The organism is Metabacillus niabensis (assembly GCF_902829255.1).
GTDB classification, from domain to species: domain Bacteria; phylum Bacillota; class Bacilli; order Bacillales; family Bacillaceae; genus Metabacillus; species Metabacillus niabensis.
Genome location: NZ_CADEPK010000333.1, coordinates 1 through 13,917 on the forward strand (window position 1 = coordinate 1; position 13,917 = coordinate 13,917).

The window sequence follows — 13,917 nt, forward strand, 5'->3', positions numbered from 1 at the left end:
CTATTATTTCTTTAGGTTGAAAGACCTCTCATAAATAAAGAATAGAGATGATTTTATAAGGAGGTTTGCATTTTATGACATTACTACATTTGGCTATCATAGCCCCTTTTCTTTTTGCAATACTCGTTCCATTTCTCTATAAATATTTCCGAAAAATACATACAGGATGGTTCGTCTTAATTTTACCGATTGTATTATTTAGCTATTTTGTTCAATTTATCGACGAGATGATGGATGGTAATACAATTATCCAAACGGCCGAATGGATTCCATCACTCGGGATTAATTTTACAGCATACATTGATGGATTGGGCTTACTATTCGCTTTATTAATAACTGGTATTGGATCACTTGTTGTCCTTTATTCCATTTTTTATTTAGCAAAGGAAAAAGAGCAGCTTCATCATTTTTATGTTTACTTGTTGATGTTTATGGGAGCTATGCTCGGGGTTGTCCTTTCAGATAACGTCATTGTTTTATATACGTTTTGGGAATTTACCTCCCTTTCTTCCTTTTTGTTAATTGGCTTTTGGTATACACGGGAAAAATCTCGGTATGGTGCGCAAAAGTCGATGATGATTACGATATTCGGCGGACTATTGATGCTTGGTGGATTTATCCTGCTTTATCTTATGACAAATACATTTAGTATTCGCGAAATGATTAGTCAAGTTCCAGCAATTATGGATGATAAATTATTTGTACCAGCGTTAATTCTTATTTTATTCGGTGCGTTTACGAAGTCAGCTCAGTTTCCGTTTTATATTTGGTTGCCAGATGCCATGGAAGCGCCGACTCCTGTTAGCGCCTATCTTCATTCAGCGACAATGGTAAAGGCCGGGATTTATCTAGTTGCACGCTTTAGCCCTGTTTTTGCAGGAACAGCAGAATGGTTTTGGATCGTGTCAGCATTTGGGTTATTCACGATGTTTTGGGGTTCATTTAATGCAGTGAAGCAGACTGATTTAAAGGGAATCCTTGCCTTCTCAACTGTGAGTCAATTAGGAATGATCATGTCAATGCTAGGTGTTGGTTCTGCAGCATTAGTGCTTGATTCAGTATCTGACACCTATTATTCTGTTGCTATCGTTGCGGCAATTTTTCACTTAATTAACCATGCCACATTTAAAGGAAGCCTGTTTATGGTTGTCGGTATTATCGATCATGAAACAGGAACACGTGATATTCGGAAATTAGGTGGCTTGATGAGCTTCATGCCGATCTCATTTACGATTTCGATTATCGGTGCATTTTCGATGGCAGGATTGCCACCATTTAACGGATTTCTAAGTAAAGAAATGTTCTTTACAAGTATGGTTCGAATAACTGAGCTAAATATTTTAAATTTAGAAACACTCGGGCTATTGTTTCCAATTATTGCGTGGATTGCGAGTATATTCACCTTCATTTACAGTATGATTATTGTGTTCAAGACGTTTACAGGAAAATTCCAGCCTGAGAAGCTTAAAACAAAACCACATGAAGCACCTATCGGAATGTTAATTTCGCCAATTATTCTTGCTTCACTTGTGATTATTTTCTTCTTCTTTCCAAGCTTGCTTGAATATACGATTATTGAGCCAGCGATTGCTTCGATCATCCCTGGAATGCTTGGTGCGGATGAAAAGTTCCATGTTCATATTCAGCCATGGCATGGTTTTAATACCGAGCTTTGGATGACAATTGGTGTTGTCCTCATTGGGTTACTCGCCTTTCTTATGTTATCAAAATGGAGTGGAATTTATCGGTTTACTCCAAAGAAATTAACGTTAAATAAAGGCTATGATGCAGCAATAAGAGGTTTAGATAAATCATCATCTACGTTTACACGTTTTTACATGACAGGTTTTATCCGTGATTATCTTGCATACATCTTTATTTTTATGATTGTTATTGTTGGCACATCACTAGTTGTAAAAAATGGCTTTTCCTTTAATTTACGCAATACTGCTCCTGTTGGGATTTACGAAGCAGTGCTTGCCGCCGTAATGGTCATTGGTACAATTACCGTGCTGTTTGCGAAATCACGCCTAACATCCATTATTGCACTTGGGTCTGTTGGCTACTCTCTCTCATTGTTTTTCGTGCTATTTAGAGCACCAGATTTAGCTTTGACTCAGTTATGTGTAGAAACGGTTTCTGTCGCTTTATTCCTGCTCTGCTTCTACTATTTACCAGAGTTAAAAAAGCGTGAGAAAAAACTGCCATTTAAGTTAACAAATCTCATCATTTCCTTAGGCGTAGGGGCAATTGTTACCTTAATTGGGTTAGCCGCGAACAGCCAGCGGGTTTCGGAAACAATTTCTAGCTACTTTATTGAAAATAGCTATGAGCTTGCGGGCGGTAAAAATATGGTCAATGTCATTCTCGTAGACTTTAGAGGCTTTGATACATTGTTTGAAATCACTGTTCTTTGTATTGCTGCATTAGGAATTTATGGCATGATCCGTCTACAGGCGAAAAAGGAGGGAGAAGAGTGAAAAAAACGAACTTAAAAACAAACGATCTTATCTTTCAAACTGCAACGAAGGTGATCGTGTTTCTTATCATCATTTATTCCTGGCATCTCTTCTTTTCCGGTCATTATACTCCAGGTGGCGGGTTTATCGGCGGACTTATGACATCAGGTGCCATCGTCCTGTTGCTGCTTGCGTACGATATTAAAACAGTCGTAAGTATTTTGCCTTTCGACTATATAAAAATGGCTGCATTAGGTCTGCTTATCGCTTTATTAACAGGTATTGGCTCCCTATTCTATAATGTTCCGTTTTTAACCCATACATTCGGATATGTTGAGCTACCGTTGTTAGGAGAAACAGCATTAGCTACCGCTGTCCTTTTTGACCTTGGTGTATATCTCGTTGTTATCGGTGTAACAATGACGATTATTCAAACGATAGGGGAGACGGAATAATGGAAATTTTAATGTGTATCGTTGCTGGTATTTTATTTACAGCAGCAACCTATCTTATGCTATCTAAAAGTATTCTACGGATTATTATCGGCACTGGTCTTTTAAGTCATGGTGCACATCTACTTATTTTAACAATGGGCGGGTTAAAGAAAGGAGCAGCACCTCTTCTAGGTGAACATGCAAAAAGTTATGTCGATCCCCTTCCACAAGCATTAATTTTAACGGCGATCGTGATAAGCTTTGGGGTCACATCATTTTTCCTCGTCCTCGCATATCGCTCCTATCAAGAACTTGGTACAGATGATATGGACCAATTAAGGGGAAATGACCAATATGAATAATTTAATTATCTTACCTATTGTTTTACCGCTGTTAACAGGGATCTTACTCATCTTCTTAGGGAAGAATATCAAATGGCAAAGATGGCTTAGTGCCATATCATCGTTTATCGGAATTATCATTGCCTGCATCGTTGTCCAAACCGTTCATGAAAACGGAATTCAAACGTTGGAAATCGGTAGCTGGAAAGCGCCCTATGGCATCGTACTTGTCGCTGATATGTACTCTAGTTTATTAGTATTAACGACAAGTATCATCGGTTTTACAACCTTGTTGTTTGCCTTTTCAACTATCACCAGAGAAAGAGAAAAATTTTACTTTTATTCAGGTGTTCAATTTTTACTACTCGGTGTAACCGGAGCTTTTTTAACAGGGGATCTATTTAATCTATTCGTTTTCTTTGAGGTCATGCTTATGTCCTCGTACATGCTAATCGTGTTAGGAAGTACAAAGGCACAGCTGAGAGAATCGATGAAATACATCTTAGTAAATGTTATTTCATCCGCTTTATTTGTAATCTCTGTTGCTTACCTTTACGCAGTAACAGGAACGTTAAATATGGCTGACTTAAGCGTTAGAATTACAGAACTAGGCCAATCTGGGTTAATCACTGTTATTTCGATAATGTTTTTAATCGTTTTTGGACTTAAAGGTGCGATTTTCCCTTTATACTTTTGGCTACCAGGATCGTACAATGCTCCACCTACAGTTATCACGGCATTGTTTGGTGCATTATTAACAAAGGTAGGTGTTTATTCACTAACAAGAGTTTACACACTTATTTTTATTCACGATCAAGCATTTACACATCAAATATTGCTTTGGCTAGCTGCTTTAACCATTATTTTCGGGGTTATCGGTTCGCTCGCATATTCAGATATTAAAAAAATCATTATCTACAATATTATAACTGCTGTCGGTGTCATTTTATTTGGTGTCGCCGTAAACAATCAAGCAGCGATTGAAGGCTCTATTTATTACCTAGTCCATGATATGATAATTAAAGGAGCGCTATTTTATTTAGTTGGTGCTATTATCGCAGTAACAGGAACAAGCAATCTAAAGAAATTTAGCGGTTTAATCGCAAGTCATCCTCTTTTAGGTTGGATGCTGTTTATTGCTGCACTTTCTCTTGCAGGCATTCCACCGTTTAGCGGATTTATCGGGAAGCTAAAAATCGTTCAAGGTGCCTTTGAAGCAGGAGAGTATACCTTTTCACTTGTTGTCTTATTGTCGAGTTTATTCGTTCTCTATTCGGTGATGAAAATCTTTATTAACGGATTTTGGGGTGAGCCGGCAAAGAATTTTGCACCAAAGGTTCAGACGATAAAAGGAATGGTATTTCCGATCGCCATTTTATTAATACTATCGATCGGATATGGTGTCGGTACCCAATGGGTATCACCATATATAACACAAGCGTCTGAAACTCTGCTTGACCCATCAATTTATATACAAGCCGTATTGAAGGAGTAGTGCATATGGCCTTTCAATTATTATTAAATGTGTTTCTAGCCTTTACCTGGATGTTTCTTTCAAATGATTATTCACCGCTCGCGTTTTTTAAAGGATATTTTTTCGGCCTAGTCGTCATCTTTTTTCTTAGAAGATTTTTTCACCGCCGCTTTTACGTTTACAATGTCATTGCGGTCATTAGATTGCTCATGATTTTCTTAATCGAGCTAATAAAATCAAATCTTTCGGTATTTAAAGTGATTTTATCACCGAAGCTTAAAATGACACCTGGGATATTTGCTTTAGAAACTGAGCTTGAAAAGGATTGGGAAATTACGATTCTCTCTAATCTAATTACCCTAACTCCTGGAACGCTTGTGCTTGAAGTATCAGATGACAATAAAACGTTATATATTCACGCTATGGATATCGATGATGTTGAACAAGCAAAACTTGATATTAAAAATACATTTGAAAAAGCAATTAAGGAGGTAAGCCGATAATGTTTGAATTTGTCATCCATCTATCATTACTAATTGTAGCAATCTCTACCTCCTTATATATCTATCGCCTTATTAAAGGACCTACAACACCTGATAGAGTCATTGCCCTTGATGCAATTGGGATTAATTTAATTGCGATCACGGCAATTATTTCAATTTCTTTAAAAACCTCTGCCTTTGTTGAGGTCATTCTGTTAATAGGAATATTAGCGTTTATCGGAACAGTTGCATTTTCTAAATACTTAGAGAAGGGAGAGATCATTGAAAATGACCGAAATCAGTAATTTCATCATTGGTTTTTTCATTCTTCTAGGTTCAATACTAAGTTTAGTCGCAGCGATAGGTGTTGTACGTCTACCAGATGTTTATACCCGTAATCATGCCGCATCTAAAAGTGCAACACTTGGTGTCATTTTCATTCTATTTGGTCTATTCCTTTATTATCTGCTTACTGAGCATCAGGTGAATTCACGTGTATTGCTAGGAATTGTCTTTGTCTTTATTACCGCTCCTGTTGCCGGTCATTTAATAAGCCGTGCAGCTTATAATATTGGTGTCCCTTTATGGAAGGGAAGTGTACAGGACGATTTAAAGAAGGCACGGAGTAAGAAGAAATTGATGAGATGAGCTGTATAGCTCATCTTTTTTGTTAGATTATTTTGTTAAAGCTTATTGATTTTTTAGCACTTTGTTATATGGAAATAGTGCATGAAATTCCTGTGGTAGAAATTTTTCAAAAGGAGACCTTACAGGAAGATACTAATGCCGTGGTGGCTGCTGGAATGCAAGCGGTAATTTACATCCAAGATTAACAGCACCTTTATGTTAAACAGGGAAATGCGAATCATAAAAAAACTAGCCTACGCTATGAGTAGACTAGTTTTGTTTCGGTTTCTTCTGTAAAATGGCCATCGTACATCTTGATACACATATAAGCTCAGCTTCTTCATCAACAATTTTTACTTCCCATACCATCGTTGTTTTTCCTATATGTAATGGTTTTGCATGAGCGGTAACAATCCCGTCCCTTTTGCCACGGATATGATTTGCGTTAATTTCCAGCCCTACACAGGCTTGGGTATCATGATCGATAAAATGAAATGCACCGACACTTGCTGCTGTCTCCGCTAATGCAACAGATGCTCCGCCATGCAATAATCCGAAAGGCTGGTGTGTTCGATGATCAACAGGCATTGTTGCCACAACTCCATCATCTGAAACAGATAAAATATTAATTCCTAACGCTTCCATCAATGTGTTTTTCACATTGTAATCCATAATATCCCCTCTATTCATTAGGCTATTTTTGTATCCTTTGTAGCTTTATACGAAATAGTTTTAGTGTCGGTAATTTCCTCAACTATTAGCAAAAGTCTCGATCTATTATCATGGAAACATTCATTTCGTTTCTAATCAATAACCCCTTCTGCCTTTGCAATCAGTACAGCCTCTGTACGGCTGCTCACATTTAGTTTATTAAAAATGGAGGTTAAATTATACTCAATGGTTCTTTTACTTAAATGGAGTTGATCCGCAATTTCTTGGTTCGTCAGTCCTTTTTCAACCTCTTGTAAAATGGATTTTTCCCGTTCTGTAAAAACCTGCTCAACCGATGAATGAATCGGCTTCGTTTGTTTTTGACTAAGAAGATTTTTTAAATATGTATATGGTACAATAATTTCTCCCTTTATCACATGATGGATAGTAGAAAGAAGCATTTCCTTGGACTCTGTTTTGCTAATAGCCCCATGAATCCCAAGTCGTACAGCCTCTTCAAAATAATCCTCTACATCATATCCAGTAAATAAAATAATTTTGCATGTCGGATGCTTCTTGAGGATTGACTTTGAGAGCTCCATTCCGTTTATATCCCCAAGATTCAAATCTAATAAAATTACATGGTATGGAGAGAAATCGTATTGTTCAAATGCCTCAATGGTATACTCTAAATCTAAGCAATCTACTTGAATATCAGGCTCTGTTTCAAGAATTGCTTTCGTTCCTTCCCTAACTGCAGGATGGTCATCTACAACTAAAATATGAATCATTGCTTTCACTTTTTACTCTCCTTAATACATATTGTGATAAAAAGACTTGGCAATTGCCAAGTCTTATTTAAATCTCGATATCTACCTTTACACCTTCACCAATTGCAGAATTTATCGTGATTGTCCCTTTTAATGCCTTTACTCTTTCCGAAATACCCGATAAGCCCATGCTCTCTGTTTTATCCTCAAGACTTTCGTATTGAAATCCTACTCCATCATCCTCGTAATGAAGGACAATCTTATCTTTTATACAAACAAGGATGATGAGAACACTTGCAGCCTTCGAATGCTTTTGTGCATTTGTTAAAAGCTCCTGAACAATCCGATATAAATTCAACTGTGTATCAATATCAAGATTCATTGTAAAATTGCCAGTATTTAACCGAATATCAAACGGTACCACTTCCTGATACTGCATTACAAGCTTATTTAATGCCTTTACTAAGCCTAAATCATATAAAAGCTGCGGCCGTAACTCTTGGCAAGTTTCACGAGTTGTCTTAATGATTTTTGTCATATTGTAATTCATATCTCGCAACTGCTTTTTCAACTGAACTGATTCATTGTCAACACCTGCTAACGCTAATTCACACTGTCTCTTCAGGGAAACTAAATCCTGTAACACAGAATCATGCAAATCCTTAGCTAAATTTGACCGCTGCTTCTCTTCGATTGAAAACAATAGCTTTGTAAGCCAGCCAGGATTATCTCCCTCTGTTTTAACCTCTTGTAAGTGCTGCATCAATTCATCTATTTTCAAAAAGTTTTCTAACGAAACATTCGTATAAAAAGCTAAAGTCTTTAGCCAGGATATTTCATCCCGCGTTAAAATTGGCGTATTTAATATGGATAAACAAAGCAAAACATAGCTTTTACTCTCTGTCTCACCGATATTAATGACAAATCCCTTATCAACCTCAACAATTTTCCCGATCTCTGCTGAGACATCTTGAATTTGTGATAGATAAGGTGAATAATCACTTTCCTTCGCGTGTAAATCAACTTGTCTAATCTGCTTTTCTTTATCAACCTCAATGACAAATGCCTTACTTACAAGCAATACATCAACAATCACCTGTTTAAGCTCAGAAATAACCTGCTCTAAATTATTTGCTTTCCGAATGCTTTGGGTGTATTTGAAAATGCTGTCTTGGTAGTTATACTTCTCGGAAAATCGCTTAAGCCGGAAGCGATAATCGATGATTTCTTTTAGGTAGAATACAAGAATCATTGCTAAGAAAATATAACATGATAACTGTATTGGATAAAATGTCGAATTTGTTTCTTGTATATTTAACATTATTCCTACAAATAGAAATGTGGGGATTACAGCTAATAATGAATAATATCTAATTCTACCAAGAAGAAACTCTATATCATAAATTTTTGTTGCCAAAAACTGATATACTAATGAAAAAGGTATTAATAATAGGAAAGCTGCAAGAAATGTCGGCGAAAAGACGTATTGTTGAAATATTATATATGGTAATGCATAAAAAAGTAAAAATGGTGTAAAAGCTATAACATTTGTTACAATTAAAACTTTTACAATATAAGCCTGTTCTGAATATCTTATTTTCTTTAATCCTTTAAATTTAAGTACAAAAGTCAGTACCAACATAATAAGGAAGGAACATAAATTCAAGATTCTAGTTATACCAAATGTTACTGAAAAAGAATAAAATAAAAATTCTACAGTAACATTCAGTATTACTAAAAAATATCCAAATCGAATATAATTAAAATTAAATAGCTTTTTTCCCAGTTCATTAAAATACTGATACAAAAAATGCAGATAACTAACAGGAACCATTATAAAAAGAATAAGATTAACATATCGACTAATAAAGTCTCCTCTTGAAGAGCCGCTTGCACTTATATATGCCATTCCAATTATTAAAAGAAATAAGTTCAATAAATTTGCGGACCTTTTATTTAATTGCTTATTTGATACGTAAACAAAATATGAACAGAAAAAACACAAAAATAATACAGTTAATGGAATAATTATAATAAATAAACTATGGTAACTAAACAATTCAGTAGGTACTTTATATTGTTTTACAACACCATCAGCCTGAATCTTTAATGTCTTAACTTGTTCAATAAGTCCAAAAACTTTCGCTGGAATATGTTCTTTAGGATTTGAACCATTTATTTCAAGAACCACATCCCCACTCTTAATTCCAACTTTATCAGCCCATGTCTTAGGTTCCACAGCAGAAACAAGAGTTTCATCTTTATTAGTAAACTTAACACCTGCACCAATATATGGGTTTTGGAAATTAAATATTATTATATAAATAGTGAAAATAATACTTAATATAATACTTAATAAAAATAATCTATTAAAGGTAATTCTCATTAAAAACACCTTTCAATGTATCAATTAATACCAGTACATGTTCAATAACTTTCCTGCTCCAAGTATTCCCTCAATCACCGACAAAACGTCATCTAACTCCACACCTAGTAAACTGGCTTGTCCATTCATAACCTTTTCTATTACTTCTGGATTTTCCAGTAAAAAATTAACAACCTCTTGCATTTTCATTCCCCTTATTGAGCTATTTTTTTAGAAAAAATCAATTTGGACTTAATCATATCAATAGCCTCTAAATCTATATCTAATTTATCGATTATTCGAGCTGCGCGGTTTAGTGAAATATTTTTCATCACATTCATATATTGAGCAACACCAGCATGAAACAGCTTCTCTTTATAGGCTTTAAAGCTACCAAATTCCTCTTCTATTGTTTTATTGCTCCTATAAAAAGCCATTAACTCTCTTGCATGTTGATTAAAGTTTTTTTGTAAATATAGCCTTGCTAAAGAGCGTTTTTCTTTTAATAGGTCATTCTTCTCAGGATTAAATAAATCTCTAAAGTCATTATCAATTTGAGCTGCAATCCCGATTTGATAGGAGTATTGTTCAACTTCTGGATGAAAGGTGTTTGCCAGCAGCATCCCTGATTGAGCTGACAACGCAATAAGTGAGCCAGATTTACGCTTCATAACATTCATATACTCTTCTTCTGTGTTAGCGGAGTTTTTCAGATCATCATGCTGACCTTCCATCGCTTGACTTGCAAAGGTTAAAAACGTTTGCAGAATCTTGAATTTGGAAGCTGCTGATAATGATATGACTGTCTGCTGACTGAGCGTATATAAGGTTGTCGCAGCATTTAAGGCAATAGATGAGTCCATTTGCATCCATAGCTCATTTTTATTATCTAAATCTTCCAAGTCATCAAAAATATCAAAGGATAAAAGTAACAATTCCACTGCTGCAGCTAGCTTGAATACTTCTGGATCTTCTCCTCGAAAAGCATGATGATGGATAATTGTTATCGATCCAAAATGACATTGCTGCTTTGTTTCAATAAATGAATAGAGTAGATTTTGGAGATCACAATGATTAATATTAGTGGTAATTGCTTGTTTCATATGGTGCTTGATCAATTCATCATGATTTGCAGTGATCACAATCACCCCTTTGATATAATTTTACTATATTCTACTTTGAAAAAGTAGTAATTATAGTATATTATACCCCTCACCACTAATACATTTTTACCTTCCCCTCCATTTTATGTCAATAAATAAAAATAAAAAAACTTGGCCTATGACCAAGTTTTTACGAAACGTTCAAATATGCGTATTTATCATACTTATCAATACTTTTATTTATATTCTGTAATGAAGCTTTAGTTTCGTTTATTTCCTTTTCTAGCTTTAAAAGCATTTCTGTAATTTCTTCTATTTTTTGCTGATCCATCGTTTCACCCTCCTTATACTTTTTAAGCGAATGCATGGCCAACTGACAAAAATATCTTTCTTTCTATTTCAGTTTACTGTAAAAAAGTGCACTTTTCACCGAAAATAATACGTAATACTTAGTGCGTGACACCGCAAGAAAAACGCAATAGTTCTAAATATACAATTCCTGCAATTTTACTCTCCAATTTATGGATGTTATGGTTTTATTTCACTATTGTTACTGAGATAATCATTAGTTCGATAGAAACAAAAAAGATTGAATCCAACATTTCAAAATAGAACAGAAAATGTCGGATTCAACCTTTTTATACTGTTATGATCATATGCTCGAAAATATCGTTCGCTTTTGTAATAGCTACTTCAATTAATTCTTCCTTTTTTTCAATCGGTCCATGATACTCTAAGGTGTAGTCCTCAATTCCAGTCTTCGAAAACAAGCATTCCATCTTAATCCTGCTATTATCCTTACTAACCGAAAATACCGCAACCATTTTATCGTCTAAAACATAAAATGTAGGCTGCACTCCCATAGAGACGAAGACCTCCTTTGAAATATGAAAAATTATCTCACTAACTATTCATTTTTCTAACACTAATAGATTCGCCAAAGAAAGTAAGAATTCCTTTTTTAAGTTATTTTTTTATCGTTAGAGGAAAGATGTTCCATCATCTCATTGATAAATTTCAGCTGAAGCTTGTATTGATCATATATATTTTGGAATGATAGTTTTGTAAAAAAGTCTAAATCTAGTACCATCGCCTTCTGCTGCTCTCCAGCTTCCATTTCATGAAGTTCTTTTTCGATTTGCTGCTTTTGTTCTGCTAATGCTTCCAAAATATCTTCATTAGGAAGTTCATCAATAAACGAAATAGCTGAATAAATAGATGTTGGTAATATAACTGATTTTTCTTTGAAGGCTGCCTTGAGAAGCCTTTGAAATTCAACTTCGCCTTCTTCTGTTATTTTATAAATTGCTTTTGAGCGATTTCCCGTTTGCTCAACTGCTTCAATTTTCACTAACCCTTCCTTATCCATTTTTTTTAGGGCATGATAAATTGATCCAGGTAATATGCCTGCCCATTTATCTGTTTGGCTCTTTTGAAGAACCTGTTGAATTTCATAGCCAGACATTGGTTTTTTCTTTAATAAGCCTAAAACGACTAGCCTTGCCATATGCTACACCCCGACTCAATATTAATTATTCAATATTGAGTATTATACCATATATATGGGATTTCACACTTCCATTAATATATTTATCACTTTTCACAATTTTATACATGTTAAAACTTAACTGGATATAAAAGCTCATTAATCAAAAAATAGGTAGGTGGGGTGAAGATGATGGATTTTTTCTCGATGGAGTTTTTTACAGCACTATTATCGATTGTTATCATGGACTTAGTGTTGGCTGGTGATAATGCAATTGTAATCGGTCTTGCTGCAAAAAATCTGCCGAAAAATAAGCAAACGAAGGTTATTATATGGGGAACGGTCGGGGCCATTATTATTCGCTCCATCGCAACAATACTTGTTGTCTATTTACTTAAAATACCTGGGCTAATGCTAATAGGTGGTGTGATCTTAATTTGGATCGCTTATAAACTAATGACAGAAGAAGATAGTCATGAAGTTAAAGCAGGGAATAGCTTTTGGGGGGCAATTGGAACGATAATTATTGCCGATGCTGCTATGGGACTTGATAATGTTTTAGCGGTAGCAGGTGCTGCACATGGAGATTTCTTACTTGTCTTCCTCGGTTTACTTGTCTCGATACCAATTGTTGTTCTTGGCAGTACGATCATTTTAAGATTTATTGAACGTTTCCCGATTATTATCTTTGTCGGTGCTGCAATTGTTGCTTGGACAGCTACAAAGATGATTGTAAAGGAGCCTTTTTTGCAATGGCTATTTACAAATGACTGGATTCAATACGGTTTCGAGCTCATCGTTGTTGTAACTTTAGTTAGTCTAGGTATTATGAAAAAAATGCAAATGGAAAAAAAGGATAAAAATGCTGGTTAACGAACGTTTAACTAGCATTTCTACAATTAAAAAGGCTTTTCATTTATATCTAGTATATAATTTGCCCACTCGCAAGCTTGGTTATAAAATAATGCAATCTTCTTCTTAGAAAGAGGTATCCCCTCAACGGTAATGGCCTTTTCTATTTGTAATGTCCACGTTAAAACACGCCCTAGCTCGTTATCCCTCTTAAGAAGAGCACGCTGAATATCGTCTGAAAGAGGTAAATCAATTAAAATATCTTCAAGCTTCCGATGTAGTAAAGTATCAATGAGAGAAAACATTCCTGTTAACATATACGATGACGTATGATTTTCTCCAATTGAGCTTGCTAATTGTTCACATAATTTACCTCGTATAAGCGACATTCTAACGACTTCCTGCATCTTAGAGTCATTTGTTTTGTTCATCCCCTGAACAGATAACACATAAATCCAGCGTTTTATTTCATTTAATCCTAAAAGTACAATCGCTTGTTTAATTGACTTAATTTTGTTTTTGGGGCGAAATGCTGGCGAATTAATTAATTTTAATAATTTATATGATAAAGATAAGTCCTGTTCAATTTCGGTTGCGATAATATCAATATTAGGCTCGGTTTTCGAAATTTCCTCCAAAATATGATAATACGTTTTTGCATAAACAGGTACATCGTGGCTTGAAATCACGACAGGCTTACTAAAAAAGTATCCTTGAAAATATACATACCCTAGCTCATATGCATAGAGAAATTCTTCTCGTGTTTCCACCTTTTCAGCAAGAAGTTGAATTTGATATGGACGGTATTTATTAACTAATAGTCTTTGCTCAGCCTTATTCGTTTCAATAAAATCAACCTTAATAATATCAACA

Annotated in this window: 17 protein-coding genes; 8 read left to right on the plus strand and 9 right to left on the minus strand. The window is 35.0% G+C overall.

Translation table 11 applies throughout. From position 1 onward, the window contains the following. Positions 1–74: 74 nt before the first annotated feature. From HU235_RS19145 to mnhG, 7 genes are read left to right on the plus strand one after another with little or no spacing between them, the layout of a single operon-like run. Positions 75–2,480: a Na+/H+ antiporter subunit A gene (locus HU235_RS19145; RefSeq protein WP_174881249.1), complete on the plus strand. Its 2,406-nt coding sequence runs from the start codon at positions 75–77 to the stop codon at positions 2,478–2,480. Further along, entirely contained in the window at positions 2,477–2,914 is a 438-nt protein-coding gene (locus HU235_RS19150) for a Na(+)/H(+) antiporter subunit B (protein WP_095302265.1), read from the plus strand. The genes HU235_RS19145 and HU235_RS19150 overlap by 4 nt, the downstream gene beginning before the upstream one ends. After that, positions 2,914–3,255, plus strand: coding sequence for a Na(+)/H(+) antiporter subunit C (locus HU235_RS19155; protein ID WP_095302266.1), 342 nt, complete (start codon positions 2,914–2,916; stop codon positions 3,253–3,255). Before HU235_RS19150 ends, HU235_RS19155 begins: the two co-directional genes overlap by 1 nt. Continuing rightward, a complete protein-coding gene (locus tag HU235_RS19160) occupies positions 3,248–4,729 on the plus strand; it encodes a Na+/H+ antiporter subunit D (RefSeq protein WP_174881250.1) in 1,482 nt (493 codons plus the stop codon). Before HU235_RS19155 ends, HU235_RS19160 begins: the two co-directional genes overlap by 8 nt. 5 nt (positions 4,730–4,734) lie before the next feature. Next, positions 4,735–5,211 (plus strand): Na+/H+ antiporter subunit E, encoded by a 477-nt coding sequence (locus tag HU235_RS19165; RefSeq protein WP_174881251.1) that lies wholly within the window; start codon positions 4,735–4,737, stop codon positions 5,209–5,211. After that, positions 5,211–5,495 carry a Na(+)/H(+) antiporter subunit F1 gene (locus HU235_RS19170; protein WP_095302269.1) on the plus strand — a complete coding sequence of 95 codons (285 nt, stop codon included), beginning with the start codon at positions 5,211–5,213 and terminating at the stop codon, positions 5,493–5,495. The genes HU235_RS19165 and HU235_RS19170 overlap by 1 nt, the downstream gene beginning before the upstream one ends. After that, on the plus strand, positions 5,479–5,838 hold the full coding sequence (mnhG, locus tag HU235_RS19175; protein WP_095302300.1) for a monovalent cation/H(+) antiporter subunit G: 360 nt from the start codon (positions 5,479–5,481) through the stop codon (positions 5,836–5,838). The genes HU235_RS19170 and mnhG overlap by 17 nt, the downstream gene beginning before the upstream one ends. 249 nt (positions 5,839–6,087) lie before the next feature. On the opposite strand, the gene HU235_RS19180 is transcribed toward mnhG, so the two are convergent. From HU235_RS19180 to HU235_RS19215, 8 genes are all read right to left on the minus strand, one after another. Continuing rightward, positions 6,088–6,489, minus strand: a complete 402-nt coding sequence (locus tag HU235_RS19180) for a hotdog fold thioesterase (RefSeq protein ID WP_095302270.1) — start codon at positions 6,487–6,489, stop codon at positions 6,088–6,090. Positions 6,490–6,620: 131 nt separating this feature from the next. Then, entirely contained in the window at positions 6,621–7,259 is a 639-nt protein-coding gene (locus HU235_RS19185) for a response regulator transcription factor (protein WP_095302301.1), read from the minus strand. 67 nt (positions 7,260–7,326) lie between these two features. Next, positions 7,327–9,624, minus strand: a complete 2,298-nt coding sequence (locus HU235_RS19190) for a sensor histidine kinase (protein WP_174881252.1) — start codon at positions 9,622–9,624, stop codon at positions 7,327–7,329. Positions 9,625–9,648: 24 nt separating this feature from the next. Then, positions 9,649–9,807, minus strand: a complete 159-nt coding sequence (gene comX, locus HU235_RS19195; protein WP_095302272.1) for a competence pheromone ComX — start codon at positions 9,805–9,807, stop codon at positions 9,649–9,651. An 11-nt stretch (positions 9,808–9,818) separates the two neighbouring features. Further along, on the minus strand, positions 9,819–10,745 hold the full coding sequence (locus HU235_RS19200) for a polyprenyl synthetase family protein (RefSeq protein ID WP_095302273.1): 927 nt from the start codon (positions 10,743–10,745) through the stop codon (positions 9,819–9,821). A 151-nt stretch (positions 10,746–10,896) separates the two neighbouring features. Continuing rightward, positions 10,897–11,037, minus strand: a complete 141-nt coding sequence (gene degQ, locus HU235_RS19205; RefSeq protein WP_095302274.1) for a degradation enzyme regulation protein DegQ — start codon at positions 11,035–11,037, stop codon at positions 10,897–10,899. A gap of 307 nt (positions 11,038–11,344) precedes the next feature. Continuing rightward, positions 11,345–11,569 carry a hypothetical protein gene (locus HU235_RS19210; RefSeq protein WP_095302275.1) on the minus strand — a complete coding sequence of 75 codons (225 nt, stop codon included), beginning with the start codon at positions 11,567–11,569 and terminating at the stop codon, positions 11,345–11,347. Positions 11,570–11,667: 98 nt separating this feature from the next. Then, positions 11,668–12,213 carry a PadR family transcriptional regulator gene (locus HU235_RS19215; protein WP_095302276.1) on the minus strand — a complete coding sequence of 182 codons (546 nt, stop codon included), beginning with the start codon at positions 12,211–12,213 and terminating at the stop codon, positions 11,668–11,670. 171 nt (positions 12,214–12,384) lie between these two features. Between HU235_RS19215 and HU235_RS19220 the strand changes: the two genes are divergently transcribed. Beyond that, the gene (locus HU235_RS19220) at positions 12,385–13,065 is read left to right on the plus strand and encodes a TerC family protein (RefSeq protein ID WP_174881254.1); all 681 of its coding nucleotides are present in this window, start codon (positions 12,385–12,387) and stop codon (positions 13,063–13,065) included. Positions 13,066–13,091: 26 nt separating this feature from the next. On the opposite strand, the gene HU235_RS19225 is transcribed toward HU235_RS19220, so the two are convergent. Next, a partial coding sequence (locus HU235_RS19225; protein ID WP_174881253.1) for an EAL and HDOD domain-containing protein occupies positions 13,092–13,917 on the minus strand: 826 nt, incomplete at its 5' end.